Origin of the sequence: Sphingopyxis sp. CCNWLW2 (assembly GCF_037095755.1) — a bacterium.
Lineage (GTDB): Bacteria > Pseudomonadota > Alphaproteobacteria > Sphingomonadales > Sphingomonadaceae > Sphingopyxis.
The window spans coordinates 78,121-97,661 of sequence record NZ_JBAWKJ010000002.1; the positions used below are offsets into that span (position 1 = coordinate 78,121).

Here is a 19,541-nt window from a genome sequence, read left to right on the forward strand (position 1 = left end):
GGAAACGGCCAAGGGGGCCGGTACGCGGGACGCGACCGGTGGAGAGAAAGAGATTTAGAATGTTCAAAGGTTTGAAGCCCATCCTTTACGGCGGACGTGAAGTCTGGCCGCTGGTCGAGGGTGGAAAAGGTGTTTCGGCGACCAACCATATGTCGAGCGGCGCATGGGCCGCTGCCGGCGGGATCGGCACCGTGTCGGCGGTCAACGCCGACAGCTATGACGCCGAAGGCAAGATCATTCCGCAGGTTTACAACGCGCTGACCCGGCGCGAGCGTCACGAAGAGCTGATCCAGTACGGCATCGAAGGCGCTGTGGCGCAGGTGGAACGCGCGTATGAGTTGTCGGGCGGCAACGGCGCGATCAACATCAATGTGCTTTGGGAAATGGGCGGCGCGCAGCAGATCCTCGAGGGCGTGCTTGCACGGACCAAGGGCAAGATCGCCGGCGTCACCTGCGGCGCGGGCATGCCGTACAAGCTCAGCGAAATCGCCGAGCGGCACAATGTCATGTATCTGCCGATCATCAGCTCGGCGCGCGCCTTTCGCGCGCTATGGAAGCGCGCTTATCACAAGGTTCCGCATCTTTTGGGCGCGGTGGTCTATGAAGACCCCTGGCTCGCGGGCGGCCACAATGGCCTGTCGAACGCCGAAGATCCGTTGGTGCCGCAGGATCCCTATCCGCGCGTCAAGGCGCTGCGCGATGTGATGCGCGCCGAGGGGATCGCGGACAGCGTGCCGATCGTGATGGCGGGCGGCGTCTGGTATTTGCGCGACTGGGACGACTGGATCGACAATCCTGAACTCGGCCAGATCGTCTTCCAGTTCGGCACCCGGCCGCTGCTGACCGAGGAAAGCCCGATCCCGCAGCAGTGGAAGGACCGCCTCCGCACGCTCGACGACGGCGACGTGCTGCTCCACCGCTTCTCGCCGACGGGCTTTTATTCGAGCGCGGTGCGCACGCCCTTCCTGCGCGACCTCGAAGCGCGCTCGGAGCGCCAGATCCCTTACTCGAAGCAGGAAGCCGGCGATCATATCGTCCAGCTCGACGTCGGGGTGAAGGGCAAGAATTTCTGGGTCACCCCGCACGATCGTGCAAGGGCGCGCGATTGGGCGGCCGAGGGCTATACCGAGGCGCTGAAGACACCCGACAACACCGTCGTCTTCGTCACCGAAGAATCGAAGGCGATGATCCGCAAGGATCAGACCGATTGCATGGGCTGCCTGTCGCACTGCGGCTTTTCGTCGTGGAAGGACCATGACGATTACACCACGGGCTACCTCGCCGATCCGCGCAGCTTCTGCATCCAGAAGACGCTGCAGGACATCGCACACGGCGGCGATCCCGAGCAAAATCTGATGTTTGCGGGCCACGCCGCATTCAATTTCAAGACCGATCCCTTTTACTCGAACAACTTCACCCCGACGGTGAAGCAGCTCGTCGATCGGATTTTGACGGGGGATTAATCGCTTTTGGGGGTGGCGCTCAGGCCCACCCCTCCAGCACCTGATCGGGCGGACGGTGGCCGTCGCACCAGGCGCGGATGTTGGCGATGACCTTTTCGCCCGAGGCTTCGCGGCCCTCGATCGTCGCCGAGCCGAGGTGCGGGAGCAGCACGACATTCTGGAGCGCGAGTAGCGCGGGGTCGACCGCGGGTTCGTGCGTATAGACGTCGAGCCCGGCGCCCGCGATGCGCCCGGTTTGGAGCGCCGCGACCAGCGCCTTTTCGTCGACGATCTCGCCGCGCGCGGTGTTGATCAGGTACGCGGTGGGCTTCATCGCGCCGATCCGCGCGGCGTTGACCATCTCGTGCGTTTCGGCGGTGTGCGGGCAGTGGATTGTCACGACGTCGCTGATCCGCAGCAACGTATCGACGCTGGCGTGATAGCTCGCGCCCAATTCCTCCTCGATCGCTTCGGGCAGGCGGCGGCGGTTGTGATAATGGATTGACAGACCGAACGCGCGCGCGCGGCGCGCGACCGCGAGGCCGATGCGGCCCATGCCGATGATGCCGAGCAATTTGCCGCCGACGCGGTGGCCGAGCATCGCGCTCGGCGCCCAGCCCGCCCATTGGCCCGACCGCATCAGTTTCTCGCCCTCGGCGAGCCGGCGCGGGACGCTGAGGATCAGCGCCATCGTCATGTCGGCGGTGTCCTCGGTAAAGACGCCCGGCGTGTTCGAGACCATGATGCCCTTGGCGCGCGCGGCGGCAAGATCGATATGGTCGACCCCGGCGCCGAAATTAGCGATCAGTTTCAGCCGGTCGCCTGCGGCGTTGATGATATCGGCGTCGATCTCGTCGGTAACGGTCGGTACGAAGACGTCGCAGTCGGCAACCGCGGCCTTCAATTCGTCCCGCGTAAAAGCCTCGTCGCGCGCCGACAGCGACACGTCGAACAATTCGGCCATGCGGCCTTCGACATGCGGCATCAACTGGCGGGTGACGATAACGCGTGGGCGTTTCGGACGGGATGAATCGGGCATGGCCGCCGATAGAGCGCGCCGATGCGAAGGGGTCAAGCGGAAGTCGTGCGGATTAGGGTTCGGATCCAATAGATGTGCGTTCGAGGCGTCAAAATGGCGAAGATATCGGACGGAAATGCCCGCCGGGAACAGTGGTTCTGTTTCCAAGGGCGTTTTCGTTCGAGATCGAAGCCATTTCGACGTCCCTTCGGGATTTGATCAATTTTGTCCATTGCGTCGTTGGCAAGTCTCGAAATATCGACATATTCCATCGCCTTGCCGCCTCGCACTGAACAAAATTGCTTCAAACCTCGATCGCGCATCTATTGGGTCCGAACCCTAACTGTGGACGGTGGACCGTTTGCGACGCGCGACCGGTTGATAATGCCCGCCGATTTTGACAAGGGTCGGTTATGACCAGCCGTAAATTTGCGATGATATTACTCAGCCTTGCCGTGGTGGGACCGGCGTCGGCGCAATCCGATCCTGTCCCGCTACCCTATTGGGCGTCGATCAGCGTCGACGAGGCTCGGATGCGCAAGGGGCCGTCGCCTGACGTTCCGGTAATCTGGGAGTATCGGCGCAAGGACCTGCCGGTCAAAGTCGTCGCGCGCTTTGAAACCTGGCGCAAGATCGAGGATCCCGACGGAACGCAGGGCTGGATGGCGGCGCGTTTGCTCAGCCGCACGCGCACCGCGATCGTGACCGGCGAAATCCGCCCGCTTCGCGAAGACGCCAGCGTTTCGGCGGGGGTCGCCTATCGCGCCGAGCCCGGCGTCGTCGGCCGGATCACCGATTGCAAGGACGGCTGGTGCCTGTTCGACGTCAAGGGCCGCAAGGGCTGGATCCAGACCGACCATATCTGGGGCGACTGATCGTCACAGAAAAAGGGCCGGACGGTTTCCCGCCCGGCCCCTTCATTCGTTAAAGCTTAGCGCCGCCAATTGAAGTGGTTGCGATACACCTTCACCACCCGGCCGTTGCGCTCGTTGACGAGCAGCAGGTCGTTATAGTGACGCACATAGATCAGGTTGCGACCGGCGCGCGGCACACCCCAGCGGCTGTCCCAGCTCGGACGATAGCTGGGCGCGTAATAGTTCGAGCGCAGGGTCGAACCGACCCGGAACTGCTGATAGCGGAAGGGTGCGCGATAGTTCGAATAGCGGCGATCCTGGCGCCAGTCGCGCTGGCTTTCGCGCAGGTCCTGACGGGCGTCGCGATACTCGCGGCGTTCCTCGCGCACATCGTCGCGGTCACCGTAACGCTGGGCATGACGCAGCTCGCGCTGCTCTTCGCGGACGTCGCGGCGATCTTCGCGGATCTCGCGCGTCTGCGCCTGCGCCATTGCGGGAACCATCATCGCGGCGATCAGGCCGGCGGTGAGAAATTTGCTCTTCATTGTGCCATTCCTTTTCAGTCGGTCAGGGGGAGGGGATCTGCCCGATGACAAGCATGGAATAGACGAGCCCGTTTGAACGGAGCCGGAATGCGCCGTTTATTTTCAGGACATTAGTGTCGCAAATTGTCGCGACCAATACGACGAAACGGCGCCGTCTTGCGACGGCGCCGTGCAACTTTTCGCGATGGTCGGTTTTAGACCAGCTCGACCGCGACCGCGGTCGCTTCGCCGCCGCCGATGCACAGGCTGGCGATGCCGCGCGTCTTCCCGTGACGCTGGAGCGCCGCGATCAGCGTCGTGATGATGCGCGTGCCGCTGGCACCGATCGGGTGGCCGAGCGCAGTCGCGCCGCCGTGGACGTTGATCTTTTCGTGCGGGATGCCGAGGTCGTGCATCGCGAACATCGCGACGCAGGCAAAGGCTTCGTTGACTTCGAACAGGTCGACGTCGCCGATCGACCAGCCGGTCTTGGCGAGCAGCTTGTTGATCGCGCCGACGGGGGCGACGGTGAAGTCCTTCGGCTCCTGCGCGTGCGCGGCGTGCGCGACGAGGCGGGCGACGGGCTTCGCGCCCTTGGCGTCGGCGACCGACTGGCGGGTGAGAACGACCGCGGCGGCGCCGTCCGAAATCGACGAACTGGTGGCGGCGGTGATCGTGCCGTCCTTGGCAAAGGCGGGCTTCAGGGTCGGGATTTTGTCGGGCATGCCCTTGCCGGGGGCTTCGTCGGTATCGACGATGACATCGCCCTTGCGGCCCGAAATCGTGACCGGCGTGATTTCGTTGGCGAAGGCGCCGTCGGCGATCGCGGCCTTGGCCCGGCTCAGCGATTCGATCGAATAATCGTCCTGCGCCTGACGCGAGAGCTGGTACGCATCGGCGGTGTCCTGCGCAAAGGTGCCCATCGCGCGGCCGGCTTCGTAGGCGTCTTCCAGGCCGTCGAGGAACATGTGGTCATAAGCGGTGTCGTGACCGATGCGCGCGCCCGAACGATGCTTCTTGAGCAGATAGGGGGCGTTGGTCATCGATTCCATGCCGCCCGCGACGATCAGGTCGACGCTGCCCGCGGCGAGCGCTTCGGCGCCCATGATCACGGTCTGCATGCCCGAACCGCACACTTTGTTGACGGTCGTGGCCTGCACCGACTTGGGCAGGCCCGCCTTAATCGCAGCCTGGCGCGCCGGCGCCTGGCCAAGCCCGGCGGGAAGCACGCAGCCCATGTAAATGCGCTCGATATCGTCGCCCGACACGCCCGCGCGCTCGACCGCTGCCTTCACCGCGGTCGCGCCGAGGTCGGTCGCGCTCGCGTCCGACAGGCTGCCCTGCATGCTGCCCATCGGGGTGCGGGCGTAGGAGAGGAAAACGACGGGATCGGTGGCGGTCATGGCGAAAGACTCCGTAGGGGAAAGATACGTCGGCGGCCCGATTAGCGACTTTGCTGCACTTGCGAAAGGGGGCAGCGCCGGCATCAACATTTGGTAGTCGTCATGCGATCAAAAAATTTCGCCTCCGGTCGATCATTCGGACGGAAGCAGCACCTTGTAGAGCGTAGGCTGGCCGGGTGTGCGCTGCTCGACCTTGAGCACCGCCTGGCTGTCCTTGGCAACCCAGAATCGGCCGGTTGCGCCGCGACCATAGTCGAGCGTCACGACCCAGCACTCAACCTGACGCCCACCGAACGCGACCGGTTCGGCGCCGGTGACGCTGATGCCATAGGCTTGCGGCGCCCCGCCGCCGGGGTGATAGAAGGGGATGCGCGCCGCATAGCCCTCGCGCCAGGGCAGCGTGGTCATCATCTCGATGTCGGTCTCGAAGTTGAACGTCCCTGTCAGCGTGGCGACGTCGAGCGCGGCAAGGCGGTTGTCGGTGACGGCCGCGTCCCCGCGCACATGCCCGGGCGTGAACAATACGCCGGCAACGGCGGTCGTGGTGGCGTCGATGAACCGGGTCCGATGCGAGAGCGGGCGGAAGGTTTCATTCTCGAACCAGCTATCGAGCCGCCGTTCGGATTGGCCGATACCCTCCCAGATCTGCGTGATGTGGAGCCGCCGTTCGCCGGTCACCGGGTCGGGATCGAACGCGATCGTCCGGCTCCAGAGGTCGACGATCGTCCGCCGGTCACCGCGCACGGCGTAGCGAAGATAGCGCGAGGTTCCCGGGCGCAGCCGATCGAAGCGGGGCAGGGTCTGGCCTACCGCGAGCAATTCGTCCGATGCCGTTGCGGCCGGATTCTGGGCCAGGACGATAGGGACGGGAGCCAGCCCTGTCAGAAGAAAGCCGAGCAGGATGACGGGAGTTCGCATGACATTGCCCCTATGAAGGATCGCGCGACGCTAGGGCGGGATCGTGTCCGGGCAATTTTCCCTCGACGAAACACAGGCCTGCTTCGGTCAACGTCGCCAGCGCCTGCCGAATTGCGGTGATAGTTTGCTTTGCCCCAATTTACCGCTGCCTGAAAAACCGCTGTCCTACAAAACCCCGCCACACTAGCCTCCGCATGTCCCGAAAAGGAGCTTTGCCAAGGCGCGATTCCAGTGTGAAGTTGCGCAGTTTTCCGCCACTTCGCCAAGTCGACGCGGACGCTCGCGGCGGGTTTCAACTTGCAACCTGCCCTCTGCCATGGTGAAACGGGCGAAAGGGTAGTGGGAGAAAGATAATGGCGACGGTCGCAAGCGAAATTGATGGTGAAACCCAGCGCATGCACGAGGTGCTCGCAGCGCAGAAGGCGAGCTTTACCGCGGCGATGCCCGAAAGCCTGAGCGTCCGCACCGACCGCATCGACCGCGCGATCGCGCTGCTCGTCGATAATAAGGAAGAATTCGCCAAGGCGGTGAGCGAGGATTTCGGTCATCGCAGCCGCGAACAGACGCTGATGACCGACATCATGCCCTCGGTCAGCGCATTGAAGCATGCGAAGAAACATATGGCGAGCTGGTCGAAGGGCGAGAAGCGCAAACCGACTTTCCCGCTCGGCCTGCTCGGCGCGAAGGCTGAGGTCGTCTATCAGCCGAAGGGCGTCGTCGGCATCGTGGCGCCATGGAATTTCCCGGTCGGCATGGTGTTCGTACCGATGGCGGGGGTGCTCGCGGCGGGCAATCGCGCGATGATCAAGCCGTCGGAGTTCACCGAAAATGTCTCGGCGCTGATGGCGCGGCTGGTGCCCGATTATTTCGACGAAAGCGAAATGGCGGTCTTCACCGGCGATGCCGACGTCGGGGTCGCTTTCTCGAAACTCGCCTTCGACCATATGATTTTCACCGGCGCGACCAGCGTCGGGCGCCACATCATGCGCGCTGCGGCGGATAATCTGGTGCCCGTGACGCTCGAGCTTGGCGGCAAGTCGCCGACCTTCATCGGGCGCAGCGCGAACAAGGATCTGGTCGGCCAGCGCGTCGCGCTCGGCAAGATGATGAACGCGGGGCAGATCTGCCTCGCGCCCGATTATCTGCTCGTTGCCGAGGATCAGGAAGGCGATGTGATCGACAGCGTCACCAAGGGCGCGACCGCACTGTATCCGACGCTGCTCTCCAACGACGATTACACGTCGGTGGTGAACACGCGCAATTACGACCGGCTGCAAAGCTATCTGGCCGATGCGCGCGAAAAGGGCGCCGAGGTGATCGAGGTCAATCCCGGGGCTGAGGATTTCGCGAGCTCGAACGGCCACAAGATGCCGCTCCATATCGTGCGCAACCCGACCGACGACATGAAGGTGATGCAGGAGGAAATCTTCGGTCCGATCCTGCCGGTGAAGACGTACAAGCATATCGATGACGCGATCGATTATGTGAACGCGAACGACCGCCCGCTCGGCCTCTATTATTTCGGCCAGGACAAGAGTGAGGAGGACCGCGTGCTGACGCGGACGATCTCGGGCGGGGTGACCGTCAACGACGTCCTGTTCCACAATGCGATGGAGGATCTGCCGTTCGGCGGGGTCGGGCCGTCGGGCATGGGCAATTATCACGGCGTCGACGGTTTCCGCACCTTCAGCCACGCGCGCGCCGTCTATCGTCAGCCGAAGCTCGATGTCGCGGGGCTCGCGGGCTTCAAGCCGCCCTATGGCAAGGCGACCGCGAAGACGCTCGCGAAAGAGCTCAAGAAATAGCTTGGCAAAATGGCCCGTCCCGGCTTATCGGGGCGGCCTTCCTGTCCATGGTCTTGACCATGGCCCGGATATATCTCGCGCCTGACATAGTCAGGCGAGGGGGCCCCTGTGGTGAAATTGGTAGACGCGCCGCACTCAAAATGCGGTTCCGCAAGGAGTGCTGGTTCGAGTCCGGCCAGGGGCACCATTCCCGGTCAAAACCGGGCACCACCCGCCGGGATGGCGGTCGCCCCGAACGCTCGTAAGCCACTGAGTAAGCCGAACTCTGTCTTGGGATGCCGCCGACCTGATCGTCAAGATCGGACCGGGCATTCGCACGCTGGTCGATGCCGCAACCGTCCAATAGGATAAAGTTGCGCGACGGAAAGAGTCAGTCTGCGATTGTCCTCATTGCCTCGAACCGATCGAGATTCTACTAGGCGGGCACGGAGACCCGATGCGCGACGAATGGCAAGGCAAGAATTTCTGGACGCGCGTTCTCCGCAAGATTTCGCGGCGGCGGGGCCGCGAGGATGCGGAGGATGCGCTTCAATCGGCGTATGAGCGCCTGCTGAGCCAGCCGCCCGCGCAGAAGGTCGAGAATGTCGAAGCGTTCCTCGTCCACGTCGCGGGCAATATCGCGATCGACGCGCACCGGCGCAAAAACTTTCAGTCCGACCGGCCTTTCGAAGAGATTTTCGACAATATCCCCGATTCGGCGCCGTTGCAGGATGAGGTAATCGAGGCGCGCGTTCGTCTCCGTCATGTGGAGCAGGGGCTTCAGCAACTGACTCCACGCACGCGAGAGGTTTTTCTGATGCACCGCCTGGACGGCTTTAAATATCGCGAGATCGCCGAACGGCTGGAGATCAGCCAGAGCGCGGTCGAGAAGCATATCGCCAAGGCCGTGCTGTTCCTGGCCGAGTGGACGCGCGACCGATGAGCGCCGACGCTTTTTCTCCGTCGGATGCCGATACCGAGGCGGCGGTATGGCTGGCGCGGCTCCATGCCGACACGCGCGACCCCGCCGACGATCAGGCGTTCCGACGCTGGATCGAGGCAAGTTCCGCCAATGCGGAGGCATTCCGGCACGCCACCGCGATCTGGGATGCGGTGGGCGGGGTGTCGCCCGCGCGCTTTCGGACCGGCGATGCGCAGGATCGCCGGCTCAGCCGCCGCGCCGTGCTTGCCGGTGGGGGAGCGCTGGCGTTTGCGGGAATAGGGCTAGGGGGCTGGCAGCAGGCGCAGGCGGGGGTTTACCAGACCGATCTGGGCGAACAGAAGCATGTCGCGCTCGAGGACGGATCGCTCGTCTTCCTCGACACCGATACGAAGCTGAAGCTGAATTTCAACAGCAAGCGGCGCGAGGTGACGCTCCACCGCGGCCGCGCCAATTTCCGCGTTGCGCACGATCCGGTGCGCCCCTTCATCGTCGATGCGGGCGGCCAGCGCGTGATCGCGCCGCGCGCCGTGTTCGACGTGCGGCGCGATGCGGAGCGGGTGTCGGTGGTCGTGATCGACGGTTCGGCGGCGGTCCAGAGCGGCAGCGGCAGCATGACCCCCGCGGGTGGGCAGTTGCGCGCGGGCGAGAGGCTGGTGATCGGTCCTAGCCAGCCGGGACAGATCGACATGCCCGACATGGCGCAGCAACTCGCGTGGCAGAACGGCCAGATGGTTGCCGACAACCAGAGCCTTGGCGCGATGGTCGCCGAGATGAATCGCTATTCGCGCGCCAAGCTGGTCATCGCCGATCCGCGCGCGGCGAGCCTGCGGGTCAGCGGCGTGTACCGGGTTGGCGATAATGCGGCCTTTGCGCGCTCGGTGAGCCAGCTCCTGCCCGTCGGCGTGCGCGCCAATGACGGCGATCTGGAAATTTTTTCGCTGCCCGCACAATCGGTTGCGCCCAATTCAATTTGATGGGTGAGGTAAATCGGCGGCTCGTTCGTCCCCCTTTCAAGAGGATCGGCATCACGCCGTTCCCAAATTGGGGGGAATCGATGGCACGGACGGTAGCACGCAGTCTTCAGGTAGCGCTGGCAACGGGGGCGGCGATCGTCGCGCTCATAGCGGCGCCCGCAACCGCGCAGGCGCGCGCCAATATCCGGGTTCCCAGCCAGTCGCTCGAACAGTCGTTGAAGCAGGTCGCGGCGCAGTCGCGCACCAATATCCTGTTCACCCCCGATGCGGTCGCGGGCCTGCGCGGCCGTTCGGTCGATGGCGTGATGACCGCCGAGGGCGCGGTGCGCAAATTGGTCGCGGGCACCGCGCTCGAAGTCGTTTCGGATGGCAATGGCGGCTTGATCGTGCGTCGTCGCGGCGCCGCGAAGCGGACTCCGGCGATGACCGGCGGCAGCCGTTTCGCACCCGCGTCGGCGGTCCCCGCCGCGAGCGCCGAGGCCGAACCGAGCGACGGCGACGTCATCATCGTCACCGCGAACAAGCGCGAGGAGGATGTGCGCAAGGTCGCGGGTTCGGTGACCGCGGTGACGGGCAAGCAGCTCGATGAACAGGGCGCGCAAAGCTATGCCGACTATCTGACCAAGCTGCCCGGCGTTCAGTTCAACGCGGCGATCCCCGGCTATTCCTCGATCTCGATCCGCGGCGTTTCGTCGACGACGTCGATCGACGTCGGGCAGGGCACGACGGGCATCTATATCAACGAAGTGCCGCTGACCGAGCCCTTCAACAGCGCGGGCATCCCCGATGTCGACACGTTCGACGTCGATCGGGTCGAGGTGCTGCGCGGGCCGCAGGGGACGTTGTTCGGATCGGCGACGCTGGGCGGCGCGATCAACTATGTCGCGGCGCGCGCGCGGCTCGACCGGGTCGAGGGGCGCGTCGAAGCCGGCGCGTCGATCACCGACAGCTCGGATGATCTCAGCTGGTCGGGCAAGGCGATGATCAACCTGCCGATCGTAACCGACAAGCTCGCGGTCCGCGCGGTTGGCACCTTTCGGCGCAGCGCGGGCTATCTCGACAATATCGGGGTTTCGAAGAAGGATTCGAATGCGATGGACAGCTATGGCGGCCGCGTGTCGGTCGAGTGGCAGCCCGTCGAAGGCGTCGATATTTCGGCGCTCAGCCTCTACTTCAAGGGCAAATATGACGACGCCTTTGTCGCGCTTCCCGGGCTCGGCGATCTGAAGCGCAACACGGTGATGCTCGAACCCTTCCGCTCGACCGCCGAGGTGCACAGCCTGCGCGGCGATTTCGACCTGGGTTTTGCGACGCTGACCGTGAACGGTGCGCATATGGTCAAGAAGACCCGGAACGTCACCGACTTCACGCTCAATTTTCGCGGGCTGTTCGGCAATATTCCGACGCAGATCCCGCTCATTGCCGAACGTCGTGCCAATGGCGACCTGATCGAGGCGCGGTTGACGTCCGAAAGCGGCGGCGATTTCGAGTGGCTGGTCGGCGCGAGCCACAACAACATCAAGATCGCCCTGCCGAGCTATTCGGAGTTCGATGGCGCCGCGGCGCTGGTCGAAACGCTCTACGCCGGTCGTTTCGGGGCGGGTGTCGGTGCTTTGGCGGCACCGGGCGGTCGCTTCACCGACTATAATCTGCGCGTCAACGGCACCGAAAAGGCGCTGTTCGGCGAAGCAACCTGGCGCTTTGCCCCCGCGTTGAAGCTGGCCGCGGGCGGGCGCTATTTCGACACCAAGGTCAAAAACCAATCGCGCCAGACGGGCCTGCTCAACCTGCTCTCGACGGGTGGGCAGCTTGTTAGTGCACCCGCGCCGGTGACGCAACAGGCGGACGGCTTCAATCCCAAGGTGTCGCTGACGTTCGAGCCGAATGACGATCTGCTCGTCTATGGCCTCGTCTCAAAGGGTTTCCGTTTTGGCGGCCCCAATGCGATCCCGACCAATCCGCTTTTCCCGTCGCCCGCCGATTTCGGTTCGGACAAGCTGGTCAATTACGAGCTCGGCCTCCGCGCATCGTCGCCCGACAAGAATTTTCTGCTCGACGCGACCGTCTATTATATCGACTGGAAGGACATCCAGCTGCTCATCGTGCGCGGCGACAACCTCGCCTATGCCGACAATGTCGGGCGGGCGCGCAACATCGGCGCCGATGTCGCGCTGACGTGGCGGCCGAGCCGCGCGATCACGCTCAACTCGACATTGGGCTATCTCGACGCCGAACTGCGCGACAATGTGCGGGCAGGGGGCGTCAACGTCCCGGCGGGTGCGCGACTGCCCGGTGCGTCGCGCTGGCGCGTTTCGAACAGCGTGACCTGGCGCGGCGCGAGCGATCTCGAGCCGATGGCGATCCTGTCGCATCGCTATGTTTCAGAGGCGCCGAGCAACCTTGCGGGCACGCTGACGCAGGGCGGCTATAGCATATTCGATCTGCGCGGAAGCGTTCGCTACCATGGCGCCCGGGTCGAAGCGTTCGTCGAGAATATCGGGAACAAGCGCGGCGTGACCGTCCAGGAAACCGGACGCGCGGGTCTGCGCGAATATTATGTCCGTCCGCGCACCGCGGGTGTCCGGCTGACCTACGACTTCTGATTCCGTTTCCGAGCGGGGCGGGGGCGCGTGCCCCCGTCCTTTCACCCAGAAGGATAGCCCATGCCGAAACAAATGCTTGCTCCCGTCCTGATCGCGCTCGTCGCGATAGCGCTTCCCACGGTCGCGTCCGCCAAGACGCCCGATGCCAACGCTGCCTATCTTCAAAAGAACGCCAAAAAGAAGGGCGTCGTCGCGCTGCCCGGACTGCAATATGAAATATTGAAATCGGGTCCCGCCGATGGCGTCCCGCCCAAGCTTTCGGACGATGTGACCGTCCATTATGAAGGAAAGCTGGTCGACGGCACGATCTTCGATTCCTCTTTTGCCAAGGGCGAGCCGGTGACCTTTCCACTGCGCCCGCTGATTCCCGGATGGGGCACCGCGCTGCGCCTGATGCGGCCGGGCGACGAGTGGATCATCAGCGTCCCCGCCGAAATGGCTTATGGCGCGGCGGGTGTTGGCCCGATTCCGGGGGGCAGCGTGCTGATCTTTCGCATCCAGCTGATCAGCCACAAGCCGACGCAGAAACCCGCGCCGTCCCCCGCAAACTGACCGACAAGCGAGAAGCCATGACCCGTCTTCGCCCGTATCGCGCCTCGATTGCCGCAATCACCGCGGCGCTGATCGCCGCCGCTTCGCCCGCGCACGCCGACGAGCTGGAGTGGCTCGAAAAGCATGATGACCCCAAGGCATTGGGCTGGGCACGCGAGAAGACGGCCGAGGCCAAGGCGGCGTTGATGGCGCTGCCCGGTTATCAGGGCATCCTCACCGAGTTGCAGACGGTGCTCAAGGCGAATGCCCCGATCGCCGACATGGCGTTGATGGGGCCGCGCGCGGTTCGGCTGTTCCGCGACGCCGCCCATCCCAAGGGGCTGCTCCAGATTGCCGATCGCGGCAAGGAGGGGAGCCTCGGCGCGTGGCGCACGGTGCTCGACGTCGCGGCCTATGGCAAGGCGGCGGGCAAGCCCTATGCGCTCAATTGGGGTTATGGTTCGTCCTGCCTGCCGCCCGCTTATGACCGCTGCCTGCTCGGCTTTTCGGATGGCGGATCGGACGAACTCGCGTTGCGCGAATTCGACATGAAGACGGGCGATTTCGTTGCAGGCGGCTTTTCCACGCCCGCGGCGCGCGCGCAATTCGCCTGGCTCGACCGGGACAATGTGGTGATCGCGCACACGATCGGCGCCAGCCCCAAAACCGCGGCGGGCTGGGGTGCGGCGGCGCGATTGTGGAAGCGCGGGACGGATGTCGCGAGCGCGCCGGTGATCTTCACCCCGCCCGCGACCGACGCGACGCTGCAATTCGCGCGGGCTGGCAGCGCGGTGCGCGCGATTATGACGCGCGTGATCGATTATTCGACCTTCGAGATCCATTCGGTCGACGCGGCGGGCAAGGTGACCAAGCTGCCGATTCCCGCAAAGCTCAAGCCCTTCGGGCCGCTGGGCGGGACCGATCGTCATGCGCTGTTCCAGCTTACCGAGCCTGCCACGATCAACGGGCGCAGCTATCCGGGCGAAAGCGTGATGGCATATGATTTCGCGGCCGACGTTAAGGATGCCGATCGAATCCAGCTCGTTTATGCACCCGCCGAAGGTGAGGTGATCTCGTTCTTCGGCGGCTATGCGTCGAGCAAGTCGCGCGTGTTCCTGCCCGTCCAGAAATCGCTCAAGACCATAATCAAGGCGGCGTCGTTCGGCGCGCAGGGATGGAGCGTCACGCCCGTCGTCGCCGGCGAGGCGGGGATCGACCTGGGTGTCGCGAGCGCCAATGCCGCCGACGAGGATATCATCATCCGCCGCACCGGCTTTCTCGTTCCCACTTCGCTTGAGTTCCGTCCGGCAAAAGGTGCATCGCGCATCCTTGAACAGGGCCAGCATGCCTTTGACGAGAGCCGCTACACCGTTGAGGTGAAGTCGGCGCGGTCGAAGGATGGAACCCCCGTCGACTATTATCTTGTGCGCCCCAACACCCCCGCGCGGCCGGGTGCGGTGCCGACGCTCATCACCGGCTATGGCGCGTTCGGGATCACGCTGACGCCGTCCTATCTGGGGCGCGCGTTCGGCGGGCAGGCGCTCAAGCTATGGTTCGATCGCGGCGGGGCGCTCGCACTTCCCGCGATCCGCGGCGGCGGCGAGCGGGGTCAGGCATGGCACCAGGCCGCGATTCGCGAGAAGCGGCAGGTGTCCTATGACGATTTCATCGCGGTGACCGAGGATCTGGTGAAATCGGGCTTCACCCAGCCCAAACATATCGGTGTGTTCGGGAGTTCGAATGGCGGCCTGCTCTCGGCAGTCGTCGCAACGCAGCGCCCCGATCTCTATGCCGCCGCGATCAGCGACGTACCGCTGGCCGACATGCTGCGCTATCCGAAGATCGCGATGGGCGCGGCGTGGATGGACGAATATGGCGACCCGTCAAAGCCCGAGGTGGCCGAAAAGCTCCGCGCCTATTCGCCCGTCCATAATGTGAAGCCCGGCGTCACCTATCCGCCCTTCCTGGTCACCGTATCGACCACCGACAATCGCGTCGGGCCCGGGCACGCGCGCAAGCTCGCCGCGCGGCTCATGGAAACCCCGGGACAGACATGGCTGCTGGAAGATGAAGAGGGCGGGCATGGCGTCAGCGATCCGCTCGCGCGGCCCGACATCATGGCGATGCGGATGACGTTCCTGATCGACTATCTGATGGGCGACGACATTCCATCAGAGCGAGAGAAGTAAGCCTGTGGCCGCTTTTCCGCGAAGGGGCGGTCGCCCGCGGCACGCTTCGCGCCGGTCGTGACTGACGAGGTCGAACAACTGCGCGCCGCTGCCTGAATTTCAGGTTCGCGCCGACAGCCATCGGCTCGCCGCGAGCGCCAGAAAGCCGACGACCAGTCCCCAAAAGGCCGATCCGAGCCCGAACAGCGTCAGCCCCGATCCGGTGGCGAGGAAGGTCAGGATCGCGGGGTCGCGGTCGGACTTTGCCGCCATCATCGCCTCCATCGCGCCGAGCAGCGCGGGGATCAGCGCGACGCCGGTCAGCGCCGCGATGACCGTGGGCGGCAGCGCGAGGAAGAGGCGCACGAGCAGCGGCGAGAAGATGGCGAGCAGCAGATAGAAGCCCGCATAGAGCATACCGACGCTCCACCGTTTCGCGCGGTCGGGGTGCGCCTCCTCGGCGGTGCAGATCGCCGCGGTGATAGCCGCGAGGTTGAGGCCGTGCGCGCCGAAGGGCGCCGCCGCGAGCCAGGCGAGCGCGCTCCCGACGATCAGCGGACGCGGTGGCGGTGCATAACCCGCGCCGCGCAGCACGACGAGGCCGGGCAGGTTCTGCGACACCAGGGTCACGAGGAACAGCGGCACGCCGACGCTGAGGATCGCGCGCGCGTCGAAGGCGGGAACCACGGGCAAAAGTGTGCCGAGGGTCGCGCCGGGCGGCAGCGGCCCGATATCGCCGCGCAGCAGCGTCAGCGCCATGCCCGCCGCGAGCGCGAGGAGCAGCGCGTAGAGCGGCAGCCGCTGGCGCGCGGCGACGAAGACCGCGACGAGCAAGGCGATAAGTAGCGGGTCGGTGGCGCCGAGCCCGAACAGCTTGAGGCAGAAGGGCAGGAGCACACCCGCGAGCATCGCCGAGGCGATCGACGCCGGGATGCGTTCGGCGAGCCGTCCGAGCAGGGGCACGATGCCGAGCAGGATCATCATCAGCGCCGCCGACAGGAAGATGCCCACCGCGACGGGCCACGACAAGCCGGGTGCGGCCGCAGCGAGCAGCGCCGCGCCGGGGGTCGACCAGGCGAGCACCACGGGCATGCGCAGCCGCCACGACAACGCCGCACCGGCGAGTGCGATGCCGAGGCATAGCGCGGTGACCGCCGACCCCGTCTGGGCGCCCGACGCGCCGAGGTTGCGCATCGCCTGGACGACGAGCGCGATCGTCCCGCCAAAGCCGACGAGCGCGGCGATCAGCGCCGAGGACCAGGCAGGGACGGGGGGCAGGCTACGCAGCATCGTTTCGCTTCTCTGGCTTGTCGGGGGGTGGTTCAGGCCGATGCCGGCGCGGCATTGTCGCGGTCGGGGGCGAGCTGGCGGCTATAGAGCCAGCCGATGCCGATCAGGCTGAACCCGAGCGCGACGAACGAGCCGATCCGTGCGAGCCCTTCGAGCCCCGAGGCGTCGAAGAGGAAGACCTTGCCCGCCGCGCCGATCATCAGCACCAGCGACGCGATACGCCAGTCGTGACGCTTGGCCCGGATGCCCCACAGGAGGAAGCCGAGCGCGAGCGCGAGGATGAGGATCGACCGCAGGATATTTTCCGCCTCGGTGACGCCCGGCTGCGCGAGCAGCGCGCCGTGGAACAGTTGGCGAAGCGTCGCCCATGCAAAGCCCAGGGCGAGCAGCATCGTTACAATCTGGATCGCGCGGTCGAGCTGTGCCGGTGCCTTGGCGAACAGCGCCGGCATCCGCGTCAGCCCGAGCCACGGCAGCAGGAAGAGCGGGATGAGCAGGTTGACGAGCGGCCAGCTTCCCACCGCCTGCATGGACCACAAGGGATTGTGCAGGATGAGGCCATAGAAAAGTGCGTGTGCGGTGCCCGCGACAATCAGCGGGCGGGCGAGGCCGGTCAGCCCGCGCGCCATCGCGAACCAGCCCGCGCCGATCAACAACGCTTCCCAGATCAGCCGCTGAAGGATGCCCGTCGTGACGAAGTTCCCGCCCGCTATCGCAGCGAAGCCGAGGCGATAGAGCGAATGGACGGCGATGCCGCCGACTATGGCGGCGAGGCTGAGCGCGGCGATCCGCAGCCAGCGCGGGAGCGCATCGCGGACCATCCAGACGGGTATCGCGAACAGCAATGCGGGAAGCAGCAGCCGCAGCAGCAACGGTTCGATCGTGAGCAGCGTGTCATCGAATGACATCGGCATACCGACGAGCGACAGCAATGCTTTTGTCGACCAGATGGCAATCGGGAGCGCCGCCCACGCAAGGCTGAGTACGGCAAGGCTGGCCGCCGCGCCGTCGACGCGGCTGAAGGCAACTCGCTGCGTGGCAAGCAGCACCGCCGCCCCGCCCAGTGCCGGAACGAGCATCAGCGCGTTCGCCGGGAGGAGCTGCGCGAAGGCGCCGTAGGCGAACAATGCCGCGCCAATCTGGCCGAGCCGGCGCACGATAGCGCCTTCGCCACGAACCGCGAACAGGAGCGCAGTGACAGCAAGGCCGGCCCAGCGGACAAGCGCCACGGTGTCTGCGCCATTTGCACCCTCGACCAGCCGCGACAGCTCGACCAAGGCGCGCGATGTCTCGACCAGCGCGATCAGTGCGGCGCCGACGAAGCCCGCCGCGACGCGTTCAATGCGCGGGTCGAGAGCGACCTTGCCGAAGAAGAGCAGCGCGACTGCTACCGCAGCGATACCAAGCGGTGCCAGCCACGCGGGAGTGACGAGGAGAATGGCGAGCGCGAGCAGCGCGCCCGCCGTCGCTGCGAGCCATGCGACGCGGCCGTCGCTCGTCCGCCCCTCAACCTTCCAGCCGCGCGCGATGCCGGCCGCGGCGAGCAGCGCGCCGCCAAGAGCAATCAAGGCGAGCGCGCTGTCGGCGATGCCCCAGAAGTGCCATTTCGTCAGCGGTGCGGCGGCGAGTGCGATCACACAAAGCTCGTGTGCCGGACTTAGCTTTTTTGGGGCGACCCACAGCCGCACAAGAAGCGGCAGGGCGTGGATGATCAGCAGCGACAGTCCGATCAGACCGAACCAGAAGGGCGTCGGATCGGGCCAGGCAGCCAGCAATGCCAGCGAGAGCAGCAGGCTGATCGTCGGAACGATCGCGAAGCCGCGCTCGCGCCAGGCGAGCCATTGCCCTGCCGCGGCGATCAGCGCGAACAGGCCCCAGTGGAGCGGCGCGAAGCCGCCATAACCGACGAGCAGCGCCAGCTGGAGCGCGCCGACGATCGCCGAGGCGGCGCGTAGCAGCGTCGAGCGCGGTCCGTCGAATGCCATCATCGGCAGCGCGATCGCGAGGAGCAGGACAAAGCCGCCGATCGAGAGCGCCCCGACGATATCGAGCGCGGCGCTCGCCAGGACCATCCACAGTCCCCAGCCGATCCCGCCGACCAACGCCGCGAGCGCGAGCCACGGCCAGCGCCGCGCGCGCGCCACCCCCGCGAGCCCGGCGATCGTCAGCGCGAGATAGACCGCGAGCAGCGGCACATTGGGTTCGACCGCCCCGACCATCGCGGGCGCCGCCAGCCCGCCCGCGAGGCCGAGCAGCGCGCTCGGCGGACCGAAGCGGAGCGACAGGCCGAGCGCCGCGGCGGTGACGAGCGCGAGCGCGAGGAAGGCGAGCAGCGGCCCGATCAGCTGATAGACGTTCGCCGCGACCATGATCGCGGCGTAGAGTGTCGCGATGCCCGCGCCCGAGAGCGCTTGGGGCACGCGGACGTCGCGCAATTTTTCCTCGTTACGCCAGGCATATTCGGCGCCGCCGATCAGCCCGAGGCCGAACAAGAGTCCCGCGACGATCTGCACGCCGGGCGTGAAGATGCGCGCAAAGAAACCGGCGTCGATCGCATAGCGAACGATCAACACGCCAGCGATCGCGAGCGTGAGCCCGCCGGCCCAGATCGGCAGCGTCTTCCCAAACAGATTCTCGAACCGCGACGCGAGACTGACCGGCGGTCCGGCCGGAACGGGTGCCTTCGGCGGTTTCAGTGCAGGCGCCGCCGCGACGGCGGGCGAGGGCGGCGTTTCAATGGTGCTCTCGACGGGATCGGCTGAGAGCGCGGGAAGCGGTGTTGCATCGGCAGCGACTACGGGCTGGTCCTGCACCGGAACGGCGGCGTCCCGCACGGCCGCCGCGATCTCGGCGGCCGCCTCGTCGGCCACCGGCGGTGCGGCCCCGCGCTGCAGCGCGCCGATCCGTTTGGCCGCTTCCAGCAGCGTCGTCTCCGCCCGCTTCAACCGGCCGCGGGTGTCCATCAACAGGATGAACAGGATGATGATGGCCAGAAACGCGAGGAAGTCGAACACGTTGATCCCTTCAGCATGCATTCCTAGCAGGCAGCTGGAGCAATTTCGAATTGTTTGGCAGGATAAAAACCTGGC

At 65.4% G+C, this 19,541-nt stretch carries 14 protein-coding genes and 1 tRNA gene; 9 read left to right on the forward strand and 6 right to left on the reverse strand.

Annotated features, from left to right (window positions below):
• Positions 1 to 59: 59 nt before the first annotated feature.
• Complete coding sequence (locus tag V8J55_RS11550) at positions 60 to 1,463, forward strand: NAD(P)H-dependent flavin oxidoreductase (RefSeq protein ID WP_336445808.1); 1,404 nt, start codon at positions 60 to 62, stop codon at positions 1,461 to 1,463.
• Positions 1,464 to 1,482: 19 nt separating this feature from the next.
• On the opposite strand, the gene V8J55_RS11555 is transcribed toward V8J55_RS11550, so the two are convergent.
• Positions 1,483 to 2,481 carry a 2-hydroxyacid dehydrogenase gene (locus V8J55_RS11555; RefSeq protein WP_058536323.1) on the reverse strand — a complete coding sequence of 333 codons (999 nt, stop codon included), beginning with the start codon at positions 2,479 to 2,481 and terminating at the stop codon, positions 1,483 to 1,485.
• 392 nt (positions 2,482 to 2,873) lie between these two features.
• Between V8J55_RS11555 and V8J55_RS11560 the strand changes: the two genes are divergently transcribed.
• Entirely contained in the window at positions 2,874 to 3,335 is a 462-nt protein-coding gene (locus V8J55_RS11560) for an SH3 domain-containing protein (protein WP_336445809.1), read from the forward strand.
• A gap of 56 nt (positions 3,336 to 3,391) precedes the next feature.
• Here the strand turns inward: V8J55_RS11560 and V8J55_RS11565 are convergent, their stop codons facing one another.
• The 3 genes from V8J55_RS11565 to V8J55_RS11575 form a co-directional block, all read right to left on the reverse strand.
• On the reverse strand, positions 3,392 to 3,859 hold the full coding sequence (locus V8J55_RS11565) for a hypothetical protein (protein WP_336445810.1): 468 nt from the start codon (positions 3,857 to 3,859) through the stop codon (positions 3,392 to 3,394).
• 194 nt (positions 3,860 to 4,053) lie between these two features.
• Complete coding sequence (locus V8J55_RS11570; protein WP_336445811.1) at positions 4,054 to 5,241, reverse strand: acetyl-CoA C-acyltransferase; 1,188 nt, start codon at positions 5,239 to 5,241, stop codon at positions 4,054 to 4,056.
• Between the two features lie 132 nt (positions 5,242 to 5,373).
• Positions 5,374 to 6,159: a DUF3108 domain-containing protein gene (locus V8J55_RS11575; protein ID WP_336445812.1), complete on the reverse strand. Its 786-nt coding sequence runs from the start codon at positions 6,157 to 6,159 to the stop codon at positions 5,374 to 5,376.
• Between the two features lie 353 nt (positions 6,160 to 6,512).
• Here V8J55_RS11575 and V8J55_RS11580 point away from each other — a divergent pair, with 353 nt between their 5' ends.
• The 7 genes from V8J55_RS11580 (at position 6,513) to V8J55_RS11610 (ending at position 15,183) form a co-directional block, all read left to right on the forward strand.
• A complete protein-coding gene (locus V8J55_RS11580; RefSeq protein WP_336445813.1) occupies positions 6,513 to 7,964 on the forward strand; it encodes a coniferyl aldehyde dehydrogenase in 1,452 nt (483 codons plus the stop codon).
• 102 nt (positions 7,965 to 8,066) lie between these two features.
• Positions 8,067 to 8,151: transfer RNA gene (locus V8J55_RS11585), tRNA-Leu, on the forward strand.
• A 249-nt stretch (positions 8,152 to 8,400) separates the two neighbouring features.
• The gene (locus tag V8J55_RS11590; RefSeq protein WP_336445814.1) at positions 8,401 to 8,886 is read left to right on the forward strand and encodes an RNA polymerase sigma factor; all 486 of its coding nucleotides are present in this window, start codon (positions 8,401 to 8,403) and stop codon (positions 8,884 to 8,886) included.
• Positions 8,883 to 9,860, forward strand: a complete 978-nt coding sequence (locus V8J55_RS11595; protein ID WP_336445815.1) for a FecR family protein — start codon at positions 8,883 to 8,885, stop codon at positions 9,858 to 9,860. The genes V8J55_RS11590 and V8J55_RS11595 overlap by 4 nt, the downstream gene beginning before the upstream one ends.
• Before the next feature lie 80 nt (positions 9,861 to 9,940).
• A complete protein-coding gene (locus V8J55_RS11600; RefSeq protein WP_336445816.1) occupies positions 9,941 to 12,463 on the forward strand; it encodes a TonB-dependent receptor in 2,523 nt (840 codons plus the stop codon).
• A gap of 60 nt (positions 12,464 to 12,523) precedes the next feature.
• Positions 12,524 to 13,015 (forward strand): FKBP-type peptidyl-prolyl cis-trans isomerase, encoded by a 492-nt coding sequence (locus tag V8J55_RS11605; RefSeq protein ID WP_336445817.1) that lies wholly within the window; start codon positions 12,524 to 12,526, stop codon positions 13,013 to 13,015.
• 17 nt (positions 13,016 to 13,032) lie between these two features.
• Positions 13,033 to 15,183 (forward strand): prolyl oligopeptidase family serine peptidase, encoded by a 2,151-nt coding sequence (locus V8J55_RS11610; protein ID WP_336445818.1) that lies wholly within the window; start codon positions 13,033 to 13,035, stop codon positions 15,181 to 15,183.
• A 99-nt stretch (positions 15,184 to 15,282) separates the two neighbouring features.
• Here V8J55_RS11610 and V8J55_RS11615 read toward each other — a convergent pair whose 3' ends face one another.
• Together V8J55_RS11615 and V8J55_RS11620 are read right to left on the reverse strand one after the other, a co-directional pair.
• A complete protein-coding gene (locus tag V8J55_RS11615; protein ID WP_336445819.1) occupies positions 15,283 to 16,452 on the reverse strand; it encodes a benzoate/H(+) symporter BenE family transporter in 1,170 nt (389 codons plus the stop codon).
• Positions 16,453 to 16,484: 32 nt separating this feature from the next.
• Entirely contained in the window at positions 16,485 to 19,466 is a 2,982-nt protein-coding gene (locus V8J55_RS11620) for a DUF2339 domain-containing protein (protein WP_336445820.1), read from the reverse strand.
• Positions 19,467 to 19,541: the final 75 nt, after the last annotated feature.

What these genes read in the sequence shown, in the direction of transcription:
- V8J55_RS11590 (WP_336445814.1), top strand. Translation starts at nt 8,401, where the DNA reads ATGCGCGACGAATGGCAAGGCAAGAATTTCTGGACGCGCGTTCTCCGC.
- V8J55_RS11560 (WP_336445809.1), top strand. Translation starts at nt 2,874, where the DNA reads ATGACCAGCCGTAAATTTGCGATGATATTACTCAGCCTTGCCGTGGTG.
- V8J55_RS11580 (WP_336445813.1), top strand. Translation starts at nt 6,513, where the DNA reads ATGGCGACGGTCGCAAGCGAAATTGATGGTGAAACCCAGCGCATGCAC.
- V8J55_RS11555 (WP_058536323.1), bottom strand. Translation starts at nt 2,481, where the DNA reads ATGCCCGATTCATCCCGTCCGAAACGCCCACGCGTTATCGTCACCCGC.
- V8J55_RS11550 (WP_336445808.1), top strand. Translation starts at nt 60, where the DNA reads ATGTTCAAAGGTTTGAAGCCCATCCTTTACGGCGGACGTGAAGTCTGG.
- V8J55_RS11600 (WP_336445816.1), top strand. Translation starts at nt 9,941, where the DNA reads ATGGCACGGACGGTAGCACGCAGTCTTCAGGTAGCGCTGGCAACGGGG.
- V8J55_RS11595 (WP_336445815.1), top strand. Translation starts at nt 8,883, where the DNA reads ATGAGCGCCGACGCTTTTTCTCCGTCGGATGCCGATACCGAGGCGGCG.
- V8J55_RS11610 (WP_336445818.1), top strand. Translation starts at nt 13,033, where the DNA reads ATGACCCGTCTTCGCCCGTATCGCGCCTCGATTGCCGCAATCACCGCG.
- V8J55_RS11565 (WP_336445810.1), bottom strand. Translation starts at nt 3,859, where the DNA reads ATGAAGAGCAAATTTCTCACCGCCGGCCTGATCGCCGCGATGATGGTT.
- V8J55_RS11615 (WP_336445819.1), bottom strand. Translation starts at nt 16,452, where the DNA reads ATGCTGCGTAGCCTGCCCCCCGTCCCTGCCTGGTCCTCGGCGCTGATC.
- V8J55_RS11605 (WP_336445817.1), top strand. Translation starts at nt 12,524, where the DNA reads ATGCCGAAACAAATGCTTGCTCCCGTCCTGATCGCGCTCGTCGCGATA.
- V8J55_RS11570 (WP_336445811.1), bottom strand. Translation starts at nt 5,241, where the DNA reads ATGACCGCCACCGATCCCGTCGTTTTCCTCTCCTACGCCCGCACCCCG.
- V8J55_RS11575 (WP_336445812.1), bottom strand. Translation starts at nt 6,159, where the DNA reads ATGCGAACTCCCGTCATCCTGCTCGGCTTTCTTCTGACAGGGCTGGCT.